Source organism: Pseudomonas sp. H2_A10, assembly GCF_054680085.1.
In genome coordinates this window covers 5,811,902-5,837,142 of sequence record NZ_CP162821.1, presented here as the reverse complement: position 1 = coordinate 5,837,142, position 25,241 = coordinate 5,811,902, and the positions used below count along the sequence as shown (strand labels likewise).

The following is a 25,241-nucleotide window of genomic DNA, read 5'->3' as shown; positions in this document are numbered from 1 at the left end:
AAGCTGCGGGTTCATTTGTCCAGTGGACCCCAGCATGTCTGAGCTAATCCTGCACCACTACCCCACGTCCCCCTTCGCGGAAAAAGCGCGGCTGCTGCTGGGCTTCAAAGGCCTGTCCTGGCACTCGGTGCATATCTCGCCGGTGATGCCAAAGCCGGACCTGACTGCCCTCACCGGCGGCTACCGCAAGACCCCGGTGCTGCAAGTGGGTGCCGATATCTATTGCGACACCGCCCTGATCGCCCGCCGTCTGGAGCAGGAAAAATCCGCGCCGGCGTTGTTCCCGCTGGGCCAGGAGATGATCACCCAAACCTTCGCCACCTGGGCCGACAGTGTGGTGTTTGCCCACGCCGTGAGCCTGGTGTTCCAGCCTGAGTCGGTGGCGGTGCGTTTCGGCAAGTTGCCGCCGGAAGCGATCAAGGCGTTCCTCGCGGACCGCGCCGCGCTGTTCAGCGGCGGCACGGCCAGCAAGCTGCCGGCGGAACTGGCCAAGCACCAATGGCCGGCGATCATGGCGCGCCTGGAGCAGCAATTACAGCGTGAACCGGGGGACTTTCTGTTTGGCGAGCCGTGCATTGCCGACTTTGCCCTGGCCCATCCGTTGTGGTTCCTCAAGGCGACGCCCGTGACCGCGCCGTTGGTGGATGCGTATCCGGCCGTGTCGGCGTGGTTGGGCCGCGTGCTCGGTTTTGGTCACGGCACCGCCAGCCAGATGAGCGCCGAGCAAGCATTGGACGTTGCGCGCAACGCCACACCGGCGCCGTTGCCCGCGGAAGTGTTCGAGGACTTGAATGGCTTCCAGCCCGGTCAGCAGGTGAGCATTAGCGCCATCGATTACGGGGTCGACCCGGTCGCCGGCGAATTGCTCTTTGCCGGGCGCGAAGAGCTGATCCTGCGCCGCACCGACGCGCGAGCGGGCACCGTGCATGTGCATTTTCCGCGCTTCGGTTTCCGCATCCAGGCGCACTGATTAAAAATAATTTGCACATAAACGTGAGGTAAACCGGCGGCCCATCCGTGTAGTGCTTGAAACTGCGATTTATTCGCATTAACAGCGTTTTCTACACGGGTTCTCACAGCATGAAGTCGATGGCGGGCGGTTTGGTTAAACAGTGGCTGGGAGCCTCGGTATTGGTGGTGTCGGGGCTAGCGTTGCTGCCGTTGTGCGTGGCACAGGCGCAAGAGCAGCAAAGTGCCCAGTTCAATTTTGCCCTGGCCGCCAAGCCGCTGCCCCAGGCCCTGAGCGACTTCAGCCGGGTGACCGGCATCAGCGTGATCTACACCGACGAAGCGCCCTACGGCCTCAACGCCCCGGCGGTCAGCGGGCAGATGAGCGCCACGGCGGCCTTGCAACGCCTGCTGGGCGACTCCGGCTTCACGTTCCGCCAAATCGATGCCCGCACATTGGCCCTGGAGCCGCTACCCACCGATGGCGCGCTCAACCTCGGCGCCACCACCATCAGCGGCGTCGGCCAAACCCAGGACAGCACCAGTTACCAGCCGCCGCCCACCAGCTCGGTGATGCGCTCCCATGCGTTGCTGCTGGAAACCCCGCAAACCGTCAATGTGGTCCCGGCGCAGGTCTTGCGTGACCAGACCCCGCGCAACCTGGACGATGCCTTGGGCAATATCAGCGGCATCACCCAGGCCAACACCTTGGCCAGCACTCAGGACGCGGTGATGCTGCGCGGCTTCGGCGACAACCGTAACGGTTCGATCATGCGCGACGGCATGCCGATAGTGCAGGGGCGCGCATTGAACGCCACGGCCGAGCGCGTCGAAGTGCTCAAGGGCCCGTCCTCGTTGCTGTATGGCATCCAGGACCCGGGCGGCGTGGTGAATATCGTCAGTAAAAAGCCCGAGTTGAGCCCCTCCACGTCCCTGACCGTGCGCGGCTCCACCTTTGGCGACGGCAAGAACGGCAGCGGCGGCGGCCTCGACACCACCGGGCCGATCGGTGATTCGGGCCTGGCCTATCGCCTGATCGTCGACCACGAAGACGAAGACTACTGGCGCAACTTCGGCACCCATCGCGAAACGCTGGTTGCCCCGTCCCTGAGCCTGGTACGGCGACAGCACCAAGTTGCTGTTCGCCTATGAACACCGCGAGTTTCTCTCGCCGTTCGACCGTGGCACCGCCATCGATAAGTCCAACCACCCGTTGGACATCCCGTCCACCCGGCGTCTGGATGAACCGTTCAACAACATGCAAGGCCGCTCCGACCTGTACCGCTTCGAAGCCGACCATGACGTGAACGACGACTGGAAAGCCCACTTCGGCTATAGCTGGAACCGCGAGACCTACGATGCCAGCCAAGTGCGCGTCAGTGCGGTGAATGACAACGGCACCCTGACCCGCAAAATGGACGGCACCCAGGGCGCGATCACCACCGACCGTTTCGCCACCGCGAGCCTGGAAGGCAAGGTCAACGCACTGGGCATGCAACATGACGTGGTGTTCGGCCTGGACGACGAGTACCGCAAGATCTATCGCGCCGACCTGATCCGCCAGGCCTCGCGCACCACCTTCAACTACAACAACCCGGTGTACGGCAATGAAGTGGCGGGCAGCACGGTCAGTGCCACCGACAGCGCCCAGACCGACCTGCTGCGCAGCGACTCGGTGTTTTTCCAGGACGCGATTCACCTGAACGAGCAGTGGATTTTTGTCGCCGGCGCGCGTTACCAGATGTACGACCAATACGCCGGCAAGGGCGTGCCGTTCAAGGCCAACACCAACGGCAACGGCCAGGCCTGGGTGCCGCGCGCCGGCCTGGTGTATCGCTACACCGACGAGTTGTCGTTCTACGGCAGCTACACCGAGTCGTTCAAACCCAACTCCACCATCGCCGCCCTGGCCGACAACAGCACCTTGACCGGCGACCTGACGCCCGAGGAATCCAAATCATGGGAGTTGGGCGCCAAGCTCGACATCCCTGGGCGCATCACCGCCAGTGCGGCGTTGTTCAATATCGACAAGCGCAACGTCCTGGTCTCGGTGGGCTCCAATGCCAACACGGTCTACAGCATCGCCGGCCAGGTGCGCTCCCGGGGCTTGGAACTGGACGCCAGCGGCCAGCTGACCGACCAGTGGAGCGTGATCGGCAGCTACGCCTTCACCGACGCCGAAGACGTCAAGGACAAGGACCCGACCCTGCAAGGCAACCGCCTGCAGAACGTGGCCAGGCACACCGGCTCGCTGTCGGCGGTGTATGACTTCGGCAACGTGTTCGGCGGCGATCAATTGCGAGTCGGCGCGGGTGCGCGTTATGTGGGCGAGCGCGCAGGCGATGCGGCCAACGACTTCAACTTGCCGGGCTACACCGTGGCGGATGCGTTCGCCACTTACGACACCAAAATTGAAGGGCAGAAGGTCAAGTTCCAGCTCAACGTGAAGAACCTGTTTGACCGCACCTACTACACCTCGGCGGCCAGCCGGTTCTTTGTGTCGATGGGGGATGCACGGCAGGTGTCGGTGTCGAGCACGCTGCAGTTCTAAAAGGGGCAGCGGTGACCTGGGGTTGCGGATCAGCACCGATCCAAAGTGTGGGAGGTCAGCCCGCTCGCCATAAGGGGGCGCAGCTGTTAGCGTTGCCGGCACTGATGGCTTGGCGGGAAACGACACCGATGCACTTTGGACGATGGCTGCACCTGCTGTGCTTGAGCTTGTTACTCAATGGTTGCGCCAGCGTTTCGCCGACCTCCACCTCGGCCACCCTCGATCGAATGCTGGCCGACCCGGCCCTCAACGGCGCCACCGTCTCCCTGATGGTGCGCGACGCCCGCAGCGGCGCCACGCTTTACCAATACAATCCGCGTACGCGGCTGGTGCCTGCCTCGAATCTCAAATTGCTGACCACCGCGGCCGCTATGGAGGTGCTGGGGCCGCAATACCGGTTTTCCACGCAGTTGCGCGGTAACGGCGTGCAGCAAGGCGAGCGCCTGACCGGCAACCTTTACCTGCGTGGCCTGGGCGACCCCACCACGCAGCTCGCCGATTACCAGGCGCTGGCCGCGCAGCTGGCGAGCCAGGGCGTGCGTCAAGTGCAGGGGGACCTGGTATTTGACGACACCTGGTTCGACACCGAACGCCTGGGTGTCGACTGGGCGCAGGACGATGAAAGCACCTACTACGGCGCGCAGATTTCGGCGCTCACGGTGTCGCCCGACACCGATTTTGATGCGGGCACCTTGATCGTCACCGCCAAGGCCCCGGCGACAGCCGGCCAGCCGGTGAGTGTGGTGCTAAGCCCGCCAACCGATTACGTACAACTGAGCAATCGCGCGGTCAGTGGCCCGGGCAATACGTACGGCATCACCCGCCGGCACGGCACCAACCTGCTGCAACTCACCGGTGCGCTGGCGCCGGGCGAGCAACGCCGAGAGTGGGTGAGCGTCTGGGAGCCGACGCAACTGGTGGCCAACCTGTTTGAACAGGCGCTGGCGCAGCAGGGCATCAAGGTGCTGGGTCGACGCGTGATCGGCGGTGCCACCCCGAACACCGCGACGCTGTTGGCAGAGCATCAGTCGGCGCCGTTGCAGGCACTGATCACGCCGCTGCTCAAGCTCTCGAACAACAACATGTCCGAAGCCTTGCTCAAGGCCATGGGGCGCCAGACGGCGAATGCGGGCACCGCCCAGGCGGGCGTGGCAGCGGTGGCGGCGTTCATGCAGCGCCAGGGCCTGGACCCGGCGACGCTGAGCCAGGTGGACGGCTCGGGCTTGTCGCGGCGCAATCTGGTGTCGTCGCAGAACTTGACCGACCTGTTGCTGGCCACGGCCAGACAGCCCTGGTTCAAGGCCTGGTACGACGCGCTGCCGATCGCCGGCAACGCAAACCGCATGAGCGGCGGCAGCCTGCGTTATCGCTTGCGCGGCACGCCCGCTGAAAACAACCTGCACGCCAAGACCGGCTCCATGGCGGGCGTCTCGTCGCTCAGTGGCTACATCCAGGATGCCGACGGGCGACGCCTGGTGTTCTCGATGCTCAGCAACAACTACCTGGGCGATGCGGCGCCGATCCGCGCCCTCGAAAACCGCCTGGCTGTGGCCCTGACCCAGTGGCGCGACTGATTCAGGGCTGATAGCCCATGCGCCAACTCACGGCCCGGGTCGCCGCCAGCAAGCGCTGCGCCGCCGGGCCATCTTCGTCGGCGTGGAACAGCGAGGTAGGGCCGACCACCGTCATCACCGCTGCGACGTGCCCGACCGCGTTGAACACCGGTGCCGACAACGCGTCCACGCCCGGCATCAGCAACCCGTGTACAAAATGCAGGCCACGGCGGCGGATCTGCTCGCAGGTGATGGCGTAGGCCCCGTCGTCCGCCAGCGCATGGGCAAGACCTGCCTGCACCTCACGCTCGCGCAGCTCCACGGTTTCCCGCAACGGCAGGAAGGCGCTGAACACCAGCCCGGTGGATGAGCTGAGCAGTGGCAATACCGAGCCCAACTGCGTCACCACCGTGACCGCGCGCACCGCCGGTTCGATCTGCACCACGGTTGCGCCCTGGTTGCCCCATACCGCCAGAAAGCAGGTTTCATTCAACTCGTCGCGCAGTTCCGCCAGGGGCAGGGCGCCGACTTTCAACACGTCCATGCTGCCCAGCGCGGCCAAGCCGACGCGCAAGGCTTCGCGGCCCAGGCCATAGTGGTTGGTGGCGGTGTTCTGTTCGGCAAACCCGGAGGCGATCAAGGCCTGCAGGTAGCGGTGTACCTTGCTCGCTGGCATTTGCACATGTTCGGCCAGGCGCGACAGCGAGGTGGCCGGCGCCAACTCGGCCAGCGCTTTGAGAATGTCGGTACCCACTTCGGCCGAGCGGACTTTCTGTTTACCGGTGTCGCGGGGCTTTTCCATGGAGGGGCGGGAATCCAAGAGATGAATGGGCGTCTTTATAGCTTGACGCTCGATAGTGATCAAATTACGTTATGCGTAAATCGATTACGATAAAAATAACGTGATACAGAGGATGCTCCATGAACCTCGAATACCTGTCGGGCTTCGGCAATGAATTCGCCAGCGAAGCCCTGCCCGGCGCGCTGCCGGTCGGCCAGAACTCCCCGCAAAAAGCGCCGTATGGGCTGTACACCGAACTGTTCTCCGGCACCGCGTTTACCATGGCGCGCAGCGAAGCCCGGCGTACCTGGCTCTACCGCATCCAGCCCTCGGCCAACCACCCGGCGTTCGTCAAGCTGGACCGGCAGTTGGCCGGTGGGCCGCTGGGCGCGGTGACACCCAACCGACTGCGTTGGAACCCGCTGGATATTCCGAGCGAGCCGACCGACTTTATCGACGGCCTCGTCGGCATGGTTGCCAACTCGGCGTCGGAAAAACCCGCAGGTATCAGCATTTATCACTACCGCGCCAACCGTTCGATGGAACGCGTGTTCTTCAACGCCGATGGCGAGTGGTTGATCGTTCCGGAGCAGGGCCGCCTGCGTATCGCCACCGAACTGGGGGTGCTGGAGGTGCAACCGCTGGAAATCGCCGTGCTGCCGCGCGGGCTCAAATTCCGCGTCGAACTGCTGGATGCGCAAGCACGCGGTTATATCGCCGAAAACCATGGCGCCCCGTTGCGCCTGCCGGACCTGGGCCCCATCGGCAGCAACGGCCTGGCCAACCCGCGCGACTTCCTCACCCCGGTCGCCCATTACGAAGACCTGAAGATACCCACGACGCTGGTGCAGAAGTTCCTCGGCGAGTTGTGGGCCTGCGAGCTGGATCATTCGCCACTCAACGTGGTGGCCTGGCACGGCAATAACGTGCCGTACAAATACGATCTGCGCCGCTTCAATACGATCGGTACGGTGAGTTTCGATCATCCGGACCCGTCGATCTTCACCGTACTGACGTCGCCGACCAGCACCCACGGCCTGGCCAACCTCGACTTCGTGATCTTCCCGCCACGCTGGATGGTGGCCGAGAACACCTTCCGCCCGCCGTGGTTCCACCGCAACCTGATGAACGAATACATGGGCCTGATCCAGGGCGCCTACGATGCCAAGGCCGAAGGCTTCCTGCCCGGCGGTGCGTCGCTGCACAGCTGCATGAGTGCCCATGGCCCGGACGGCGAGACCTGCACCAAAGCCATCAACGTCGAGCTGGCGCCGCACAAGATCGACAACACCATGGCCTTCATGTTCGAGACCAGCCAAGTGCTGCGTCCCACCCAGTTCGCCCTGGACTGCCCGCAACTGCAACCCGCTTACGACGCGTGCTGGGCCGCGCTGCCCGCCACCTTCAACCCGAACCGGAGATAACCCATGACTCAACAGACGCTAGCCCGCAGCTGGGTGGCTTCGGCCAACGGTCACCGTGATTTCCCGCTGCAGAACCTGCCGCTGGGTATCTTCAGTATCAACGGCTCGGCACCGCGCAGTGGCGTGGCGATTGGTGACTGCATCTTCGATCTTCACGCTGCGTTGGACGCGTTTGACGGCGAGGCCCGTCGTGCCGTTGAAGCGACCGCCGGCGGCCAGTTGAATGCCTTCTTCGAACTGGGCCGTGGCCCGCGCGTGGCTTTGCGTGAACGCCTGCTGGAACTGCTGGCCGAGGGCAGCCCATTGCACGCACGCGAGGCCCAGGTACTGCATCGCGCCGCCGATTGCCAGCTGCATGTGCCGGCGCGGATCAACGACTACACCGATTTCTACGTGGGCATCGAACACGCGCAAAACGTCGGCAAGCTGTTCCGTCCTGACAACCCGTTGCTGCCCAACTACAAGTACGTACCGATTGGCTACCACGGCCGCGCGTCGACCATTCGCGCGTCGGGTGCCGAGGTGCGTCGCCCCAAAGGCCAGACGCTGCCCGCCGGCCAGGCCGAACCGACCTTCGGCCCGTGTGCGCGTTTGGACTACGAATTGGAACTGGGGATCTGGATCGGCCCGGGCAATGCCATGGGCGATTCGATTGCCATTGGTGACGCGGCCGAGCATATCGCCGGTTTCTGCTTGCTCAACGATTGGTCGGCACGCGATATCCAGGCGTGGGAATACCAGCCGCTGGGGCCATTTTTGTCGAAAAGTTTCATCACCACCATCTCGCCCTGGGTGGTCACGGCCGAAGCGCTGGAGCCGTTCCGCAAGGCCCAGCCGGCCCGCCCCGAGGGCGACCCGCAACCGCTGCCGTACCTGCTGGACAAACGTGACCAGGCCAACGGCGCCCTGGATATCGAGTTGGAGGTGCTGCTGACCACCGCCGCCATGCGTGAACAGAACCTGCCGGCCCATCGCCTGGCCCTGAGCAACAGCCTGCATATGTACTGGACCGTGGCGCAGCTGGTGGCGCATCACAGTGTCAACGGCTGCCAGTTGCAGGCCGGTGATCTGTTCGGCACCGGCACGTTGTCCGGGCCGCAGGCGGGGCAGTTCGGCAGCCTGCTGGAGACTACCGAAGGCGGCAAGAAGGTGATCGAATTGCCGTCCGGCGAAGTGCGCAGGTTCCTCGAAGACGGCGACGAGATCATCCTGCGCGCCCGCTGCAAGCGTGAAGGCTTTGCCTCCATCGGCTTCGGCGAATGCCGGGGTACCGTGGTTGCGGCACGTTAAGAGGGGCGGGTGATGGAACTCTATACCTACTACCGCTCCACCGCGTCGTACCGGGTACGCATTGCCTTGGCGCTCAAGGGGCTGGACTGTACGGCGGTGCCGGTCAACTTGCTGTTACCGGCGGGCGGTGCCAATCGCCAGCCGGAATACCTGGCCATCAACCCGCAAGGTCGCGTGCCGGCGTTGCGCCTCGATGACGGTGAGTTACTGATCCAGTCCTCGGCAATCATCGAGTACCTGGACGAACGTTATCCACAGGTGCCGTTGCTGTCCAAGCACCTGGCCACCCGTGCCCACGAGCGTGGCGTTGCGGCAATTATCGGCTGCGATATCCACCCGCTGCACAACTCCAGCACCCAGAACCTGTTGCGCCAGTGGGGGCATGATGAGGCACAGGTGCTGGAGTGGATCGGTCATTGGATCAGCCAGGGGTTGGGCGCGGTGGAGCAGTTGATTGGCGACACAGGGTTTTGCTTCGGCGAGCAGCCGGGGCTGGCGGATGCGTTCCTGGTTCCGCAGCTATATGCGGCACAGCGCTTCAAGGTGCCGTTGGCGGCCTACCCGCGTATTGGGCGGGTGGCGGCGTTGGCGGCGCAGCATCCGGCGTTCATTCAGGCCCATCCCGCCCACCAACCCGACACCCCATAACGCTCAAGGCGCCCACATTGGATCGGGGCCGCCTACCCATAAAAATAAGTAGGTACCTTGCGATGCACACTCAGATTGCCAGCTTTCGCGCGGCACTCGACGCCCGTCCGGTGTCGCGCTATCAGTGGTTGATCCTCCTGTTACTGGTGTTGCTGCTGGTGACCGATGGCTACGATGCCCAGGTGCTGGGCTATGTGGTGCCGGCGCTGGTCAAGGACTGGGAGCTGGAAAAAGCCGCATTCGGGCCGGTGTTCAGCGCCAACCTGTTGGGGCTCACACTGGGCTCGCTGTTGGTAACGCCCCTGGCCGACCGGTTTGGTGTGCGGCGCATCCTGCTGGGTTGTGTGTTGATCTACGCCAGCCTCACCGTGCTGATGGTGTTCGCCAACTCGCTGACCACGCTGATGGCCGCGCGGTTTACCTGTGGCATCGGCATGGGCGGTGCGATGCCCAGTGCCATGGCGTTGATGTCGGACTATTCGCCGCCACGCCTGCGCACCTTGATGGTGACCCTGGCCGCGTGCGGGTTCTCCTTCGGCGGCGCGGCGGGTGGGTTTGTGGCGGCAGGGTTTATCGACAATTTTGGTTGGCAGTCAGTATTTCTGGCAGGCGGCGTTACGCCGTTGCTGTTGTTGCCGTTTTTGGTGTGGCTGCTGCCTGAATCCTTGCCGCGCCTGTTACGCGACGCATCGCCGTATCTGCGATTGCGCAGCGTCACCGCGCGCATGCTGCCCGATTGGCAACCGCCGCCGGCGAGGGAGGCACAAAACCTGCACGAGCAGGGCAGCAAGCTGACGGTGGTGGAGCTGTTTCGCAACGGTTACGCGCGCCCGACCTTGCTGATCTGGTCGACATTCTTTGTCAGCCTGATCCTGTTGTATTTCATGATCAGTTGGCTGCCATCGTTGTTGCTCGAAAGCGGCCTGGCGCTGAAGCAAGCCAACCTGGTGACCTCGATGTTTCTGTTTGCCGGCACCCTGGGTGCGATCGGCATGGCCTGGTTTGCCGACCGCCTCAAAAGCGAGGTGCGGCTGTTGTCCGGCGTGTTGGCGGCAGCGGCGGTGTGTACCGTTCTGCTGGGGTTGAACCACGACAATCCGCGCTACCTGGTGGCCTGTGTGTTCGCAGCCGGTTTCTGCATCATCGGCGGGCAGTTGACCCTTAACGCCTTCGCCAGCAATTTCTACCCGGCACATGTTCGCGCTACCGGCACGGGCTGGGCGTTGGGCGTGGGACGTTTCGGTTCGATCCTGGGGCCGCTGTTCGGCAGCCTGTTGCTGGCCATGCATATTCCTGTGCAGCAGATTTTTTTCTTCTGCGCGATCCCGGCAGTCATTGCCGCGTTGCTGATCATCCAGGTGCGCGCGCCGGTGAGCCAAGCGCCGAAGCTCGCGCTGCATGGCGATATTCTCAAAACGCCGCAGGCTTAGTGCACCACGGAGTTGGGCGGCAGGTGCCCCAGCCGCTCGGTCAGGCGCAGGCGCTGGATGGGGTCTTCGCTGAGCAACAGTGCGTGTTCCAGGTCGAAGCGTTCGGCGTTGGGGCAATCCAGGCGTTGGTACAGGCTGGCCCGCGCCAGGTAATCGGCGGCGTTGGCGCTGCCCAGTTCCAGCACGCGCTCGGCGTCAATCAGGGCGGCTAATGGTTTGTCATTGGAAAGGTGCAGTTGGCGCAGGTTGCGTGACAGCCGTTGCAGGATCGAACGCGGCTCGGCCGTCAGCAGATGATCGGCCTGCAACTTGAGGTTGGGGCCATATTGGCGTTGCAGCAGTTCGCGGCAATCGTTGGGGTACAGGCGCCGGCCGCCGCATGGGTCCAGCAGGTGATCGGCGCCGGGCACCCGCAGTAGGAAATGCCCTGGGAAATTCACCCCGGCCATGGGGATGTGCAGGCGTCGCGCCAGTTCCATGGCGATCAGCCCCATGGCCAGCGGTTGCCCGCGTTTGCGTTGTAACACCTTGTCCAGCAGGGCGGCGGCGGGGCGCAGCGGGGTGAACTCGTCTTGGGCAAAGCCCAGGTCGTTCATGCGCCGCAGTAACGGCTGGCCCAACTCGTCCGCCGGCAACATGGGCATGCCCAGGCTGACCTGTTGTTGCAGCAATGCGAGGTCCTGCAGGATGTCCAGCGGCTGCACCGTCGGGTCGTGCTCGGCGGCGATCCATAGCGCGGCTTCGAACAGCGCCGGTGGCGAACGTTGCAGGCAGGCGAAAAAGGCTTGGCGGGGCTTCATTGCGTTCTCCGGCGGATGCTCCCGTTTTAGCCTTGCCAGGAAAATTCGTCCAGTGCCTTAAGACACATCCTACCTGCTTATGTCGCAAGTCCCGCAAAACCTGGCGGCTTATTCCAGTGCGCTCCGGCAGTTTTCTGCCGCCAGCCTATACTTGGCGACACAAGAAGTGATTCGGGAGCTTGACGATGTTTGCTCTCATGCACAGCACCCGCCTTGAATCGCTGCACCTGAGCATCGACCCGGTCACGGGGCTCAAGGCGATCATTGCCATCCATAACAGTCGCCTGGGGCCCGCTTTGGGCGGCTGTCGCTATATCGCCTACCCCGACGACGAAAGCGCGATGGCGGACGCCGCGCGCCTGGCCCAGGGCATGAGCTACAAGGCGGCCCTGGCCGGGTTGCCGGTGGGCGGTGGCACGGCGGTGATCCTGCGCCCGGCGCATGTGGAAAGCCGCGCTGCGTTGTTTGAAGCCTTCGGGCGGTGTGTCGAGCAACTCAATGGCCGCTACATCACCGCCATCGACAGTGGCACCTCGGTGGCCGACATGGATTGCATCGCCCAGCACACCCGCTTCGTCACCAGCACCACCGCCGCCGGCGACCCTTCGCCTCATGCGGCCATGGGCGTGTTCGCTGGCATCCGCACCACCGCCATGGCGCGCCTGGGAAGCGACAACCTCGAAGGCCTGCGCGTGGCCATCCAGGGCCTGGGCAACGTCGGATATGCCCTGGCCGAGCAACTGCACGCCGCCGGCGCCGAACTGTTGGTCAGCGACATCGACCACGGCAAGGTGCAACTGGCCATGGCACAACTGGGCGCACACCCCATTGCCAACGACGCCTTGCTCAGCACCCCATGCGACATTCTTGCGCCCTGCGGCCTGGGCGCCGTGTTCAACCGCACCAGTGTCGGCCAACTGCGTTGCGCCGCCGTGGCCGGGTCCGCGAGCGCGCAACTGACCAACCTGCAAGTGGCCGACCAGTTGGAAGGCCGCGGTATCCTCTATGCCCCGGATTATGTGATCAACTCCGGCGGCCTGATCTACGTCGCGCTCAAACACAGCGGCGCCGAACTGCCGACCATCACCGCGCACCTGTCCAACATCGGCAAGCGCCTGACCGAGATCTACGCCCATGCCCAAGCGGAAAAACGCTCCCCCGCACGGGTGGCGGACGAACTCGCCGAGCGCCTGCTTTACCCATGAGCAGGCATTAAAAAGGCCCTGAATCATGGACTCAGGGCCTGTTCAATTCGGGCTTTATTCGGCCGCTGCGTTGAGCAATTCGGACAACGCGTCCGGCTGGCTCTTGAACGCCTTGGCAAATACATCGCGGTTCTTCGCCATGTAGATCCCGGCTTCCTCCACCTGCTGCTCGCTCAGGGACGGCACGGCTTTTTGCAACACTTCTGCCAGCAACTCAGCGAGTTCAAGCATTTTGTCATGACGGTCAGCTTCGGCTTTATCCATGAACAAACGCTCCAGATCTCGGCTGCTGCGGTATACCACTTCGACGGCCATTCACCACCTCACATGCCTTCACGATAGTTGTCTTTTGCTACTACTGTATCGATATACAGCTAAGAGGATATGCCAAACGCCGGGGTTTGGATAGTAGGTTTTTAATGTAGTCGGGAAATGGTCAATCTGTGCCTCATGTCACCCCGCCATCATCTTATACCCGCCTCTGGCCTTTTTTCTGCATGCAGAACAACCGTCACGTCCAACCCGCATTATCCGGTCGAACCGACCTAAGGAAGCACCTTCGTGAAAATCAACTGGGCCGAAAAGCTGCGCCAGCAAGTCCATGGGCTGGCCGAGTCGCTGGGCAATCTGTTTGTGGAGTCGTTCCACTACCTGGCGCTGTTCGCCATTGGCGCGGTGACCGCCTGGGCGGCGGTGATGGAATTTCTGGGGATGCTGGAGAACGGGCACATCAAGATCGATGACATCTTGCTGCTGTTCATCTATCTGGAACTGGGCGCCATGGTCGGGATTTATTTCAAGACCAACCACATGCCCGTGCGTTTCCTGATCTACGTGGCCATCACCGCGCTGACGCGCCTGCTGATCTCTAACGTGTCGCACCACAACCCGCCAGACCTGGGCATCATCTACCTGTGCGGCGGCATTCTGCTGTTGGCTTTCGCGATTCTGGTGGTGCGCTATGCGTCGTCGGCGTTTCCGTCGGTGAAGGTCGAAGGCCCGCGTCGCAAGGGCGAGGCGAGCCTGGAGACGGAGAAAGGTGAGCTTTAAAGCCCGACGCTGAAGGGCAGGGTGCGGCTGGGGGGCCTTTGCAATAGTTTGTGATTGTCGCCATCCGTCATCACGGCCAGGATCTCCATCGCGCTGTGCCCCTGCTCGATGGCGATGCCGAATTGGATGCTCTGCACCAGGCGTTTGAGCCGTTGCGGGTCGTTGCGTTGTTCGGCGCTGATCATGCGCTTGGCCACCACGCCGGTGTCATCGGAAAGGGTGAGCATGATGCTGCCGTCAAGCCGTTGAATGCTCAGGTTGACCCGGTATTTTGGGCTGAAGGTGTCGGTGATGATCTGAAAAGGATTGTCCATGGTGCGTTACCGCCTGATAAGAACATGCAGTCATTGACGACCGGTGTCGGGATTAGTTCGCATTGCCTGACCACCGGCCAAAGTCCATTTCCCTCAGAAGCTCTACAGCAAGGGCCGTGCCGTATAACGCCCTATCAGACCGTGGGATGCTCATGTGGAAGGGGGCTTGCTCCCGATAACGGTGCATTGGCCAATGAATGCTTGGCTCAAAGGCCGCTATCGGGAGCAAGCCCCCTCCCATATGTGTTTTGCGTTGTGCTGGAAGTCGGTGGGCTATTTCAGGGCAGCACGGAGAAAACGATCGCAGACAGCGCAATCAAACCGATCAGCACCACAAACACATTCGATACCTGTCCAGAATACTGGCGCAAAGATGGCACTCGACGAATTGCGTACATCGGCATCAGGAACAGCAAGCACGCGATGATCGGCCCGCCCATGGTCTCGATCATGCCCAGGATGCTCGGGTTGAAAGTGGCCACGGCCCAGCAGGTGAGCACCATGAACAGTGCGGTGCTGCGCTCCAGCCATTTGGCTGACAGCGTGCGGTTGCGCCCGCGCAGGGATTTGACGACCAGGCCTTGGAAGCCTTCGCTCGCACCGATGTAATGGCCGAGGAAGGATTTGGTGATGGCCACCAGCGCGATCAGCGGTGCAGCGTAGGCGATCACCGGGGTCTGGAAGTGGTTGGCCAGGTACGACAGGATCGAAATGTTCTGGGCCTTGGCCGCCGCCAGGTCCGCTGGTGACAGCGCCAGTACGCAACTGAAGCAGAAGAACATCACCGTCAGCACCATCATGCCGTGGGCGGTGGCGAGAATACCGCTGCTTTTGCGCTCGGCCATCGGGCCGTACACGCGTTTTTGGTCGACGGCGAAGGCCGAGATGATTGGCGAATGGTTGAACGAGAACACCATCACCGGGATCGCCAGCCACAGCGTCTGAAAGAACATCGGCAGCGGCATGCCCTCCCTGGCGGAGGCGAAGAATGCGCCGTTCCAATTGGGAATCAAGCTGAATGCCAACAACAGCAGCGCCGCGACGAACGGGTAGACGAGCACGCTCATGGCCTTGACGATCATGCCCTGGCCACAGCGCACAATCGCCATCAGGCCGAGGATCAGCACCAGCGACAGGATCGCCCGGGGCGGCGGCGTCAGGTGCAGTTGGTGTTGCATAAAACTGCCGAGGGTATTGGTCAGCGCCACGCTGTACACCAGCAAAATCGGGAAGATCGCAAAGAAGTACAGCAGGGTGATCAATTTGCCCGCGCCGACGCCGAAGTGTTCTTCGACTACGTCGGTGATATCGCCGGATTTGCCTGACAACACAAAGCGCGTCAGCCCACGGTGGGCGAAGAAGGTCATCGGGAAGGCCAGCAAGGCCAGCACGATCAGCGGCCAGAAGCCGCCGACCCCGGCGTTGATCGGCAAGAACAAGGTGCCCGCGCCGATGGCGGTGCCGTAGAGGCCGAGCATCCAGGTGGTGTCGTGCGGGGTCCAGCCGGTGGTGACGGTGCTTTCTACACGTTCAGGGTTTTCGGCAGCAGGTGTACGTACATCGGTCATCGATATTGCCTCGTTATTATTTTTGCGCGGGCTCACGTTGGGGCGGTCAGGGAATGCTCCTCAGCATTCCACCCAGCTCACGGCCAGGCCGCCCCGTGAAGTTTCTTTGTATTTGTCATGCATGTCGGCGCCGGTGTCGCGCATGGTGCGGATGACCCGGTCGAGGGAAATGAAGTGTTTGCCGTCGCCGCGCAGGGCCATTTGCGTGGCGTTGATCGCCTTGACCGCCGCGATTGCGTTGCGCTCGATGCAGGGCACTTGGACCAAGCCGCCGACCGGGTCACAGGTCAGGCCGAGGTTGTGCTCCAGGCCGATTTCGGCGGCGTTTTCCAGTTGCTCGGGCGTGGCGCCGAGGATGTCGGCCAGCCCGGCGGCGGCCATGGCGCAGGCCGAACCGACTTCGCCCTGGCAGCCGACCTCGGCGCCGGAGATAGAGGCGTTTTTCTTACACAAGATGCCGACGGCGGCTGCGGCCAGGAAGAAGTTGACCACATCGTCATCGGACGCGTCGGCGTTGAACTTCATGTAGTAATGCAGCACTGCCGGGATGATCCCCGCCGCGCCATTGGTCGGCGCGGTGACCATGCGCCCGCCGGCGGCGTTCTCTTCGTTGACGGCGAGGGCGAACAGGTTGACCCACTCCATGGCTGACAAGGTCGAGGTGATGACATTGGGTTTGCCTATTTCCAACAGGCTGCGGTGCAATTTCGCCGCGCGCCGTGGCACATCCAGGCCGCCTGGCAAGATGCCTTCATCGCGCAGGCCTTGCTCCACGCATGCGCGCATCACCGACCAGATATGCAGCAGGCCGCTGCGGATTTCTTCGTCACTGCGCCAGGCGCGTTCGTTGGCCATCATCAGTTCGGAAACGCGCAGGTCATGTTTATTGCACAGGGCCAGCAGTTGCGCCGCACTGGAAAAGTCGTAGGGCAACTCCACATCGCTGGTCGGCGCGATACCGGACGCCGCTTCAGCCGCGTCGATGATGAAACCGCCGCCTACCGAGTAGTACGTTTGCTCGCTGAGCAGGCCGCTGTCGCCATAGGCGTGCAGGGACATGGCGTTGGGGTGGTAGGGCAGGCTTTCGTCCAGCAGTAGGAGATCGGTGTGCCAATCGAAGGCAATGTCTTGTGAGCCGGCCAGCAACAAGCGGCCGGACTCACGCAACCGCTGGATACGGGTGTTGATCGAAGTGGGGTCGACACGGTCCGGCCACTCGCCCATCAAGCCCATCACGCAGGCGCGGTCGGTGGCGTGGCCGACACCAGTGGCGGACAGCGAACCGTATAAGCGCACTTGCACCCGTCGGGTTTCGCTGAGCAATTGCTGATCGCCCAAGGCTTGGGCAAAGGTCGCCGCCGCCCGCATGGGGCCAACGGTATGGGAACTGGACGGGCCGATGCCCACCTTGAATAGATCGAAAACACTGATAGCCATGCTAAAGCCTTACAAGCAATGGAGTAGGAATCGCTGCCATGTTTTGTAGGACGAGCGCAATTGGCGTGATACTGAGCCTCTGGATTGGCACTGACCAACGAATTATCCTAAGACACCCTTTAGCAGGACTAAATTCTATGGCCCGCCCCCTTCATGGTCAGACCTATGTCTGGCTCCATGTGTTTTCATGCGCGGCACGGCATTTGTCGTTCACCCGTTGCGCCGAAGAACTGCACATCACACCGGGGGCGGTGAGCCAGCAAATCCGCCAGTTGGAGGAGCGCTTGGGCTTTCGACTGTTTCACCGGCGAGCCCGTGGCGTGGAACTCAGCGCCGAAGGGCAGCGGCTGGCGGCTACGGTGGGAGAGGCTTACGGCAGCATCGATGCCGAATTGCAGCGGCTGGATGCGGGCATGATCAGCGGCACCTTGCGCCTGCGTTCGATCCCTTCGTTTCTCGGCAAGTGGCTCACCCCGCGTTTACCGCGTTTACAGCAACGTTTCCCGGATATCCAACTGCGCATGGTCGCCGAGGACAGCAGCATTGCGCTGCACGAGGGCGACTTTGACCTGGCCATCGACCTGAACGACGGCAGCTACCCCGGCCTGTTATCTACCGCATTGCTGGATGAGCAGATCTTTCCGGTGTGCGCGCCGAGCTTGCTGCGGGGGCGCCCACCGCTGCATGGCCCGGCCGACCTGGTGCATTTCCCGCTGCTGCACGACATCACCGCCTGGCGTGGGAGTTATGAGTACGCCGAGTGGGAGTTTTACCTGAACGCTATCGGCTACCACGTCGCTGACGTGCGTCGCGGCCACACGTTCAACCGTAACCACCTGACCATCGAAGCCGCCATTGCCGGCATGGGTGTAGCGATTGCGCGACGCACGTTGCTTAACGATGAATTGGAACGCGGCACCTTGATCGTACCGTTCGGCCTGGCCGTGCCCAACCATAAACGCTATGTGTTGCTGTATGCGCCGGGCGCGCTGAGCCATCCGGGCGTGCGGGCGGTACATGACTGGCTGGTGGAGGAAGCGGAGATTTTTCGCGGATTGCATCCCTTGGGAGAGGGGCAATTGTGAGGTTCGCTGAGCGTAAGAAGATGTAACTAACTCCCCACCCTAACAGCGTTTCTGCTTGTCGTCAGGCTTAATTTGTAATGTAGGATTTATCTTTGCAAAGGGGTTGAATTGTTCCTGCAGGTGCTCAATTGTGTAATCAAGAGGTCATGGTTTCACCACCCCGGTGTCGCAGTTGTGACCTCTCGCGAGCTAGCTGAAATAAGGGAAGAACTATGCAAATCCAAGTCAATAGCGATAACCATATTGAAAGCAGCATCCGACTGGAGGAGTGGGTACGTACTACCATTGAGAGCACGCTCGAACGTTACGAAGAAGACCTGACCCGTGTGGAGGTCTACCTGCGGGATGAGAACGGCGACAAGCCCGGTCCCCATGATTTGAGTTGCCGCCTGGAAGCGCGGCCAAAAGGTCATCAAGCTATCTCGGTACTGCACAAGGCCGATACTCTGGAACAGGCGATCGACGGTGCGGCCACCAAGCTGGACCATGCGTTGGAACACCTGTTTGGCAAATTACAAGGCAAGCCTCGCGCTGCCGGGAAGAACCAGCCCATCAACAAAGTGAATGAAGACGCGCTGGAAGAGGAATTCCTGGAAAACGAAAACGCTGTGATCAACGGCTGATCGATTTTTAACCCTCCCTACAAACGGGCCTGCAAATGCAGGCCCGTTTTCGTTCAACGGCCGCGTCGGAAAAAATACCGGCTCAGCACTGCCAAGCCGCCGGCACCCAACCCCGCAAACAGCATGGCCCAACCGGTGCCATTGCGCAGTGCCGCCTGGGCGTCGTTGGCGTTCAGCCCCACCGAGCCCAGTTTGCCGGCGGCAATGCTTTGGCTGATGGCCGGCCAATCCATGGCGGTGCTGTCGGGTAACGTTGCGGCCAGTTGGTGGCTGATCCCCAGCAACAGCACCAGGCCCATCAGGGCGATGTTGAGCGCCAGGGTAATCAGCCGGGCACTGAGGTCGATGCCCGAGGCCATGCCCGCGCGATCCGCCGACACCGAGCCGGTGGTGGTGTTGGTGGTGGGCGAGTTGGTCAGCGCCAGGCCCACCCCGGCGATCACGCAACTGAGCAGCACCAGCCCGATACCCGGCCGTTCGGCCCCGTTGGCCGCAGCCATGGCCAAAAAGCCCGCCCCCATCAAGCCCAGCCCCAGGGGGATGACGCGTTCGGCACCGTAGCGCAGGGCCAGGCGTTCGGCCAATGGCGGCACCAGCAAGGTGGGCAAGGTGTAGGCGAGCAGGGCGCCGCCGGTGGTCAGGGTGTCGTAGCCCAGGCCCGCCTGGAAGTACAGCGGCAGGTAGATCATGAACGGCCAGAAGCTGAAGTTCATGCCGATCGAGCCCATCAACGCGCCATTGAAACGCTGGATGCGAAACACCGAAAAGTCGAACATCGGGTGCGCGCTGCGCCGTTCAACAAGGATGAACAGCACTAACCCTACTACCGCCAAACCCGCCCAGGCGAGCATGGCCGGTGTACCGAAGCCGTGTTCGCTGCCTTGGGTGATGAAGTAAACCAGGGCGAATACCGACAGCGTCAACGTGAGCATGCCGGCGATGTCCAGCCGGTGCGCGGCCGGGTCGCGGGACTCCGCCACGCTGACACGCAACAGCGCCAGGGTGAACAGGGTCAGCGGCACGTGCACCAGGAACACCCAGCGCCAGTCCGCCAGCGCCAGGATCACTGCGCCCACCATCGGCCCGAAGCCCAGGCCCACGCCGGCGATCACGCCCCAGATCGCAAATGCCCGCGCCCGTTCCGCCGGCTCGCGAAACAGGTGCGACAGAATGGCGAACTGGCAGATCATCATTGCGCCGCCGCCGATACCCTGTACAAACCGCGCCACGATCAGCGTGACGGCCGAATCGGCCAGCCCGCATGCCAGCGAGGCCAGCCCAAATACCCACAGGCACAGCACCAGCATGCGCCGCCGGCCAAAGCGGTCGGCCAGCGTACCCGCCGCCATCAGCACGCTGGTGCAGGCCAGGGTGTAGGCGTTCATGATCCACTGGGCGTCCTGAAAGCCCGTGCCCAGTTGTTGCTCCAGGGTGGGCAGGATCACCGGCACGCTGGAGATCTCCAGGCCGAACATCAGGGCCACCAGGCACACGGCGGTGAGGGCGAGATTATTCCTGGCGGTGCTTGGGGCGCGGGAGGTCGATAACGTCGTGGCGGGTGGCATGGGATTCTCCTTTCGATAGTGGGTCGGTTTATTCTCAGGGGAATCTGTTTCTTTATTTGTGATAAGTTTTCCGCATATAGGGGAATATTGGATGACAAATAAAGCATGGCCACTGCGCGTTTTGATGGCGTTGAACTCTTTTTGCACATCGTCGAAAGCGGCAACCTGACCGAGGCCGCCGAGCGGCTGAACCTCACGCGCTCGGCGGTGGGTAAAGGCTTGGCGCGGTTGGAGGCGCGGTTGGGCACATGCCTGTTGCAGCGTTCTACCCGTCGCCAACGCTTGACCGAAGACGGGCAGGCTTATTACGAGCATTGCTTGCGCGCACTGGCGGAACTCGAGGCGGCCGAATCGGTGTTGGAAAGCGGTCGGCAACAGCCGCGCGGGCGTTTGCGGGTGAGTTTGCCGCTGGCCTTCGGGCATCACTATGCGGCGCCCGCGTTGTGGGGCTTGATGGATCGCTACCCAGCCTTGGAGATCGAAATTTGCTTCGCCGACCGGCTGGTGGACTTGGCGCAGGAGGGCTTCGACGTCGCCGTGCGGATCGGCCCGCTGCCCGACACCGACCGCCTGAGCGCACGGCGCCTGGGGGAACAATCGGTGTGCCTGGCGGCGGCACCGGCGTATATGCAGCGCGTCGGTCCGATTGAGTCCATCGAAGACCTCGCCGCCCATCGCGGCATCGCCTACCGTTACAACACACCGCACCGTTCCCGCGTGGCTTCGCCGTTGCTGGTGGACGATTTGCAGGCCGTGGCCGACGCCGCCATCGCGGGTGTCGGCCTGGCCTGGCTGCCGAGTTGGCTGGTTGCCCATTATGTGCTGCGCGGGCAGTTGGAAGCGGTGCTGCCCGGTTACCGCGAGCAGCCGTCACCCATTCATGTGATCTGGCCGACTGCGACGCATATGCCGGCCAAGACGCGCTGTGCGATCGACGCGCTGGTGGCGGCCACGCCCAGTTGCCTGGCGGGTAGTTGATCAGAACGCAATGGACGTCTGCACATACACCGTGCGCGGCTCACCCACATACTTACCCTTGTTGTTGTCATCGAACGAGCGCGTGAAGTACTGCTTGTTGAAGATGTTTTTCACCCCCACCGCCACATTCAAATCCGACAGTTGCGGGCCGAAGTCATAGGCCGCGCGGCTGCTGAACAGCATGTAGCCGGGGATGCGCCCGTTGGCGCCGTCTGCGCTTTCGGCCTGGGTATTGGCGTTGTCGGCGAACTGGCTGCTCTGGTAGCTGCTGTCCAGGTTGAGCTTCCAGCGGCCTTCGGTGTAGCCCATGCCGAGAGTGCCTTTGTGCTTGGACGAGAAGGGCACGCGGTTGCCTTTGTTCGGGCCGTCTTCACGGATGGTGGCGTCGACATAGGCGTAGGTGGCATACACATCGAAGCCGGCCAGCGCCGGGCTCAAGCCGTCCAACGCATAGTTGACGCTGGTCTCGATGCCTTGGTGGCGGGTTTCGCCACGGGCGATCACCGAGTCGTTGGTCTGGTTGCTTTCGTACTGGTTGTCGAAGTTGATCAGGAACGCACCGATTTCCGCGCGCAGGCTGCCGTTGTCATAGCGCGTGCCCAGTTCCCAGGTGCGGGCTTTTTCCGGTTTCACTTCGCCGCTGGTCACGCGGTTGGGCATCTGGCTGTACTGCACGCTGCCAAATGAGCCTTCGGTATTGGCGTAGAGGTTCCACTCGTCGGTCAGGTGATACAGCACGTTCAACGCCGGCAGGGCGGTGTTGTAGTCACCCTTGTATTTCACGTTGGTAAGGTTGTTGGTCTGCTGGGACTCGATCACCTCGTAGCGAATGCCCGGTGTGAGGGTCCACTTGCCGATATCGATGCGGTCGTCGATGAAGAACGCATTGGCTTCGGTACCGCCGCGTGTGTCGCGGTCGTTGCGGCTGTTGGTGGTGGGGATTTGCTGGTTGTTGGCCGAAATCGGCGTGCGGTAACGCAGTTCGTGGCCGGCCTCGTTGATGTAGCGGTAGCCTACGCCCACTTCATGGCTGGTGGGGCCCAGGTCGAAGCCTTGGGCGAAGCGGGTTTCCAGGCCGCGCACCCAATATTCACGCGGCGACAGCGAGAGGAACGTGCCCTGGTCCAGGTAGCCGCTGCGCAGGGTCTTGGTGAAGAAGCTGTTGACGGTGAATTCACGGCGATCCTGTTCGTAGCGATAGCCCACGTTGAACATCGTACGGCGGCCCCAGAATTTGTCGTAGGGGCGGGTGGACTGGTACGGGTCGGCCTTGTAGTCCGCCACGTTCAAGCCGCCGGGCATATCCGCCTGGCCTTCGTAGTACTGCGCCATGGCGTTGAAGCTGTTGGCGTCGTCAAGTTGGTACTTGCCCTTGAGGATCAGGTCGTCGATTTGTGTATCGCTGCGCTCGCGCCAGTCGCCGCCACGGGTGCCGGAATATAGAATCGCGCCGCCCAGGCCGTTGTCGGCAGTGCCGCCGGCCAGCAGGTTGCCGGTGGTCTTGAAACCGTCGTGGCTGGACGACGGGCTGGTCTCGGTCTGCAAGCCGCCTTTGACGGTGGGCGCATCCGGGATCGCGCGGGTCACGAAATTGACCACGCCGCCGACGTTCTGCGGGCCGTAGCGCACGGCGCCGCCACCGCGCACCACGTCCACCGCGTCCATGTTGCCCATGCTGATCGGCGCGAACGACAGTTGTGGCTGGCCGTACGGCGCAAAGGGCACCGGGATGCCGTCCATCAGCACTGTAGAGCGCGACGCCAGGCGCGGGTTGAGGCCGCGAATGCCGAAGTTCAGCGCCATGTCATGGCTGCCGGTGCCGTTGTTGTCCGGCGCGTTGACGCCGGGGATGCGGTTGAGCACGTCCTTGACCTGGGTGGCGCCTTGGCGTTCGAATTCTTCGCGGCGGATCACGTCGCGGGCGCCGGGGTGTTCGAACACGTTGGTTTGCGCCGCATCGCCGAGCCAGTCGCCGACCACGCTGGAGGTTGCCAGTTCGACGCTCGCCGGTGCGTTCGCAGGTTGCAGGCTGAAGGCGTTGTCACCTTCGGCACGGGCTTGCAGGCCGGTGCCTTCCAACAATTTTTGCAGGCCTTCGGCGGCGCTGTAATTGCCGGACAGACCACGGCTCTGCATGCCGGCCGTGAGGTCGGAACCGAAGGAAATCAGCACGCCGGCTTCGCGGCCAAACTGGTTCAGCGCTGCCTCAAGCGAGCTTGGGGCGATGTGATACGGCTTGGCGTCGACGGCCATCACACAAGGCAAGACTGTGAAACTGAGGCTGGCGCCCAGGAACAGTTGGCGCAAGGTGCGGGCGATGAGGGTCGGCTGCTGGGGCATGAGGAGCGGTCCTGAGAAGGAAGGTTCAAGGTGGCTTTCCTTCTCTGTCACGCGAGGCGGGGAAAACGGCTCACCGTTTTTTAAATTAATTTCAGGCGCGTGCCTGGACGGTCACCCAATAGCGGGTAAAGCGCCGCACTTTTACCGGCAGGCTGACTTCCAGCAGGTCGAGGATGCGCTCGCTGTTGTCCAGCGGGTAACTGCCGGAGATCAGCAGGTCGGCAACTTGCGGGTCGCAATTGACCTGGCCGCGACGGTAGCGGCCCAGTTCCGCCAGGAAGTCTTGCAGGCGCATATGCGCGGCCACCAGCATGCCGTCGGCCCAGGCGCCGCTGTTGGCGTCGGTTGGGCGTGGGGTGTCCCAGCCCTTGCGAGTGAAGTTGACCTGGCGCGAGGCTTGCACCGTGAGCGGCAGGCCGCTGTAGCTGTTGGGCAGCACCTCGACCTGACCGTCGAGTACCGCCAGTTGGGTGTGGTCATTGAATTGGCGCACGTTCAGGCGTGCCGCCTGGCTGGTGAGCAGGCCCTGGCCGGTGAGTACGTGCAGCGGCGCATTGCCGGCGATGCCGCTCAACATGATCTCGCCTTCGAGCAGGCGGATCAGGCGCTGCTGACCGTCGACATGCACATCCACGGCGCTGCCGGTGTTGAGTTGCAATTGGCTGCCGTCGGCCAATTGCACCTTGCGCCGCTGGCCCACCGGGCTGCGGTAATCGGCGCTCAGCGGTGGCAGGATATGTTGCTGACGCAGGCTCCAGGCCGCGGCCGAGCCGGCGCCGAGGATGAGCAGCAGCTTGAGCGCCTGGCGCCGGCCGGTTGAAGTGGACGCGTTCAGCGCGGCATGCGCCAGGGGCGAGGGCATGCCGCGCAGGCGTTGGTTGACGTGCTGGATATGATCCCACGCGCGCTGGTGTTCGCTGTGGGCGTTCAGCCAGCGCTGCCAGGCCGCTTGCTGGCGCGGGTTGAGGGCGCCTTGCTGCATTTCCATCAGCCAATGCACGGCTTGTTCGGCGACCTGGTTCGAGACATTCATAGGGCAAAGTAGCAGCGCAGGGCGGCTTTATGCAGGTGGCGTTTGACGGTGGCGATGGAAATGCCCAGCTCGGCGCCGATTTGCGCGTAAGTCAGGCCATCGAGTTGGGCCAGCAGGAAGGCGCGTTTGACCTGGACGGGCAGGCCGTCAAGCAGTTGGTCAAGCTCAACCAGGGTTTGCAGGATGATCGCGCGTTCTTCTTCCGACGGTGCCACGTGCTCGGGCATCTGCGCCAGGGCGTCGAGGTAGGCGCGTTCCAGGTCCTGGCGGCGATAGAAGTTGAACAGCACGCGCTTGGCGACCGTGGTGAGAAACGCGCGCGGTTCGATCAACGTAGGGGCTTCGCGGGCGCTGAGCACGCGGATGAAGGTGTCTTGCGCCAGGTCGGCGGCACTTTCCGGGCAGCCGAGTTTGCGTCGCAACCAGCCGGTGAGCCAGTGGTGATGGTCGTTGTACAGGACTTCGACGGTGTTGGACGGGCTCAACGGGAACACTCCACAAGCCTCGACAAGCGTTAGAGAACAAGAATTGTTCGCATTGTAGGGCGCAAGACACGGTTCGGCAATCGGCCTGGGCAGGTGATTCACCCGTTCTTTTTTGCTTATGAGAATATTTATC

The 25,241-nt window shown here is 62.7% G+C and carries 21 protein-coding genes and 1 pseudogene; 12 read left to right on the top strand and 10 right to left on the bottom strand.

Annotated elements, in window-relative coordinates; all coding sequences use genetic code 11:
* Positions 1 to 34 precede the first annotated feature (34 nt).
* From AB4O23_RS27125 to dacB, 3 genes and pseudogenes are all read left to right on the top strand, one after another.
* Positions 35 to 970: a glutathione S-transferase family protein gene (locus AB4O23_RS27125; RefSeq protein WP_017526233.1), complete on the top strand. Its 936-nt coding sequence runs from the start codon at positions 35 to 37 to the stop codon at positions 968 to 970.
* Positions 971 to 1,080: 110 nt separating this feature from the next.
* A pseudogene (locus AB4O23_RS27120) lies at positions 1,081 to 3,499 on the top strand (TonB-dependent siderophore receptor).
* Between the two features lie 128 nt (positions 3,500 to 3,627).
* Positions 3,628 to 5,073 (top strand): D-alanyl-D-alanine carboxypeptidase/D-alanyl-D-alanine endopeptidase, encoded by a 1,446-nt coding sequence (dacB, locus tag AB4O23_RS27115; protein ID WP_026067134.1) that lies wholly within the window; start codon positions 3,628 to 3,630, stop codon positions 5,071 to 5,073.
* A 1-nt stretch (position 5,074) separates the two neighbouring features.
* Here dacB and AB4O23_RS27110 read toward each other — a convergent pair whose 3' ends face one another.
* The gene (locus AB4O23_RS27110) at positions 5,075 to 5,854 is read right to left on the bottom strand and encodes an IclR family transcriptional regulator (protein WP_017526236.1); all 780 of its coding nucleotides are present in this window, start codon (positions 5,852 to 5,854) and stop codon (positions 5,075 to 5,077) included.
* Between the two features lie 119 nt (positions 5,855 to 5,973).
* On the opposite strand from AB4O23_RS27110, the gene hmgA reads away from it, so the two are divergent.
* The 4 genes from hmgA (at position 5,974) to AB4O23_RS27090 (ending at position 10,625) form a co-directional block, all read left to right on the top strand.
* Positions 5,974 to 7,257 carry a homogentisate 1,2-dioxygenase gene (gene hmgA / locus AB4O23_RS27105; protein WP_017526237.1) on the top strand — a complete coding sequence of 428 codons (1,284 nt, stop codon included), beginning with the start codon at positions 5,974 to 5,976 and terminating at the stop codon, positions 7,255 to 7,257.
* Between the two features lie 3 nt (positions 7,258 to 7,260).
* Positions 7,261 to 8,547 (top strand): fumarylacetoacetase, encoded by a 1,287-nt coding sequence (fahA, locus tag AB4O23_RS27100; protein WP_068937554.1) that lies wholly within the window; start codon positions 7,261 to 7,263, stop codon positions 8,545 to 8,547.
* Positions 8,548 to 8,559: 12 nt separating this feature from the next.
* Positions 8,560 to 9,195 carry a maleylacetoacetate isomerase gene (maiA, locus tag AB4O23_RS27095; protein WP_017526239.1) on the top strand — a complete coding sequence of 212 codons (636 nt, stop codon included), beginning with the start codon at positions 8,560 to 8,562 and terminating at the stop codon, positions 9,193 to 9,195.
* A gap of 62 nt (positions 9,196 to 9,257) precedes the next feature.
* Positions 9,258 to 10,625, top strand: coding sequence for an MFS transporter (locus AB4O23_RS27090; RefSeq protein ID WP_460106308.1), 1,368 nt, complete (start codon positions 9,258 to 9,260; stop codon positions 10,623 to 10,625).
* Here the strand turns inward: AB4O23_RS27090 and AB4O23_RS27085 are convergent.
* The gene (locus AB4O23_RS27085; RefSeq protein ID WP_068937556.1) at positions 10,622 to 11,425 is read right to left on the bottom strand and encodes a SirB1 family protein; all 804 of its coding nucleotides are present in this window, start codon (positions 11,423 to 11,425) and stop codon (positions 10,622 to 10,624) included. The genes AB4O23_RS27090 and AB4O23_RS27085 overlap by 4 nt on opposite strands.
* Positions 11,426 to 11,610: 185 nt before the next feature.
* Here AB4O23_RS27085 and AB4O23_RS27080 point away from each other — a divergent pair, with 185 nt between their 5' ends.
* Positions 11,611 to 12,630 (top strand): Leu/Phe/Val dehydrogenase, encoded by a 1,020-nt coding sequence (locus AB4O23_RS27080; protein WP_017526242.1) that lies wholly within the window; start codon positions 11,611 to 11,613, stop codon positions 12,628 to 12,630.
* A 54-nt stretch (positions 12,631 to 12,684) separates the two neighbouring features.
* On the opposite strand, the gene AB4O23_RS27075 is transcribed toward AB4O23_RS27080, so the two are convergent.
* Positions 12,685 to 12,945 (bottom strand): YebG family protein, encoded by a 261-nt coding sequence (locus AB4O23_RS27075; RefSeq protein WP_003171979.1) that lies wholly within the window; start codon positions 12,943 to 12,945, stop codon positions 12,685 to 12,687.
* Positions 12,946 to 13,191: 246 nt separating this feature from the next.
* On the opposite strand from AB4O23_RS27075, the gene AB4O23_RS27070 reads away from it, so the two are divergent.
* Positions 13,192 to 13,680, top strand: coding sequence for a phosphate-starvation-inducible protein PsiE (locus AB4O23_RS27070; protein WP_017526243.1), 489 nt, complete (start codon positions 13,192 to 13,194; stop codon positions 13,678 to 13,680).
* Here the strand turns inward: AB4O23_RS27070 and AB4O23_RS27065 are convergent.
* The 3 genes from AB4O23_RS27065 to AB4O23_RS27055 all read right to left on the bottom strand — a co-directional run bounded on the left by AB4O23_RS27065 (position 13,677) and on the right by AB4O23_RS27055 (position 16,999).
* On the bottom strand, positions 13,677 to 13,994 hold the full coding sequence (locus tag AB4O23_RS27065; RefSeq protein ID WP_017526244.1) for a DUF3509 domain-containing protein: 318 nt from the start codon (positions 13,992 to 13,994) through the stop codon (positions 13,677 to 13,679). The two genes, AB4O23_RS27070 and AB4O23_RS27065, sit on opposite strands and share 4 nt — an antisense overlap.
* 278 nt (positions 13,995 to 14,272) lie before the next feature.
* On the bottom strand, positions 14,273 to 15,562 hold the full coding sequence (locus AB4O23_RS27060) for a serine/threonine transporter (protein ID WP_065877246.1): 1,290 nt from the start codon (positions 15,560 to 15,562) through the stop codon (positions 14,273 to 14,275).
* Positions 15,563 to 15,622: 60 nt separating this feature from the next.
* Positions 15,623 to 16,999: an L-serine ammonia-lyase gene (locus tag AB4O23_RS27055; RefSeq protein ID WP_017526246.1), complete on the bottom strand. Its 1,377-nt coding sequence runs from the start codon at positions 16,997 to 16,999 to the stop codon at positions 15,623 to 15,625.
* A gap of 137 nt (positions 17,000 to 17,136) precedes the next feature.
* Here AB4O23_RS27055 and AB4O23_RS27050 point away from each other — a divergent pair, with 137 nt between their 5' ends.
* Positions 17,137 to 18,084, top strand: a complete 948-nt coding sequence (locus AB4O23_RS27050) for a LysR substrate-binding domain-containing protein (protein WP_017526247.1) — start codon at positions 17,137 to 17,139, stop codon at positions 18,082 to 18,084.
* Between the two features lie 212 nt (positions 18,085 to 18,296).
* Positions 18,297 to 18,707 carry an HPF/RaiA family ribosome-associated protein gene (locus tag AB4O23_RS27045; protein ID WP_017526248.1) on the top strand — a complete coding sequence of 137 codons (411 nt, stop codon included), beginning with the start codon at positions 18,297 to 18,299 and terminating at the stop codon, positions 18,705 to 18,707.
* A gap of 53 nt (positions 18,708 to 18,760) precedes the next feature.
* Here AB4O23_RS27045 and AB4O23_RS27040 read toward each other — a convergent pair whose 3' ends face one another.
* A complete protein-coding gene (locus AB4O23_RS27040) occupies positions 18,761 to 20,272 on the bottom strand; it encodes an MFS transporter (protein ID WP_460061451.1) in 1,512 nt (503 codons plus the stop codon).
* 105 nt (positions 20,273 to 20,377) lie between these two features.
* Here AB4O23_RS27040 and AB4O23_RS27035 point away from each other — a divergent pair, with 105 nt between their 5' ends.
* Complete coding sequence (locus AB4O23_RS27035; RefSeq protein ID WP_065877244.1) at positions 20,378 to 21,250, top strand: LysR family transcriptional regulator; 873 nt, start codon at positions 20,378 to 20,380, stop codon at positions 21,248 to 21,250.
* Here AB4O23_RS27035 and fecA read toward each other — a convergent pair whose 3' ends face one another.
* The 3 genes from fecA to AB4O23_RS27020 form a co-directional block, all read right to left on the bottom strand.
* Positions 21,251 to 23,590 carry a TonB-dependent Fe(3+) dicitrate receptor FecA gene (gene fecA / locus AB4O23_RS27030; RefSeq protein ID WP_460116578.1) on the bottom strand — a complete coding sequence of 780 codons (2,340 nt, stop codon included), beginning with the start codon at positions 23,588 to 23,590 and terminating at the stop codon, positions 21,251 to 21,253.
* 91 nt (positions 23,591 to 23,681) lie between these two features.
* Entirely contained in the window at positions 23,682 to 24,623 is a 942-nt protein-coding gene (locus tag AB4O23_RS27025; protein ID WP_116078412.1) for a FecR domain-containing protein, read from the bottom strand.
* On the bottom strand, positions 24,620 to 25,108 hold the full coding sequence (locus tag AB4O23_RS27020) for a sigma-70 family RNA polymerase sigma factor (protein ID WP_017526253.1): 489 nt from the start codon (positions 25,106 to 25,108) through the stop codon (positions 24,620 to 24,622). The genes AB4O23_RS27025 and AB4O23_RS27020 overlap by 4 nt, the downstream gene beginning before the upstream one ends.
* Between the last annotated feature and the right edge of the window lie 133 nt (positions 25,109 to 25,241).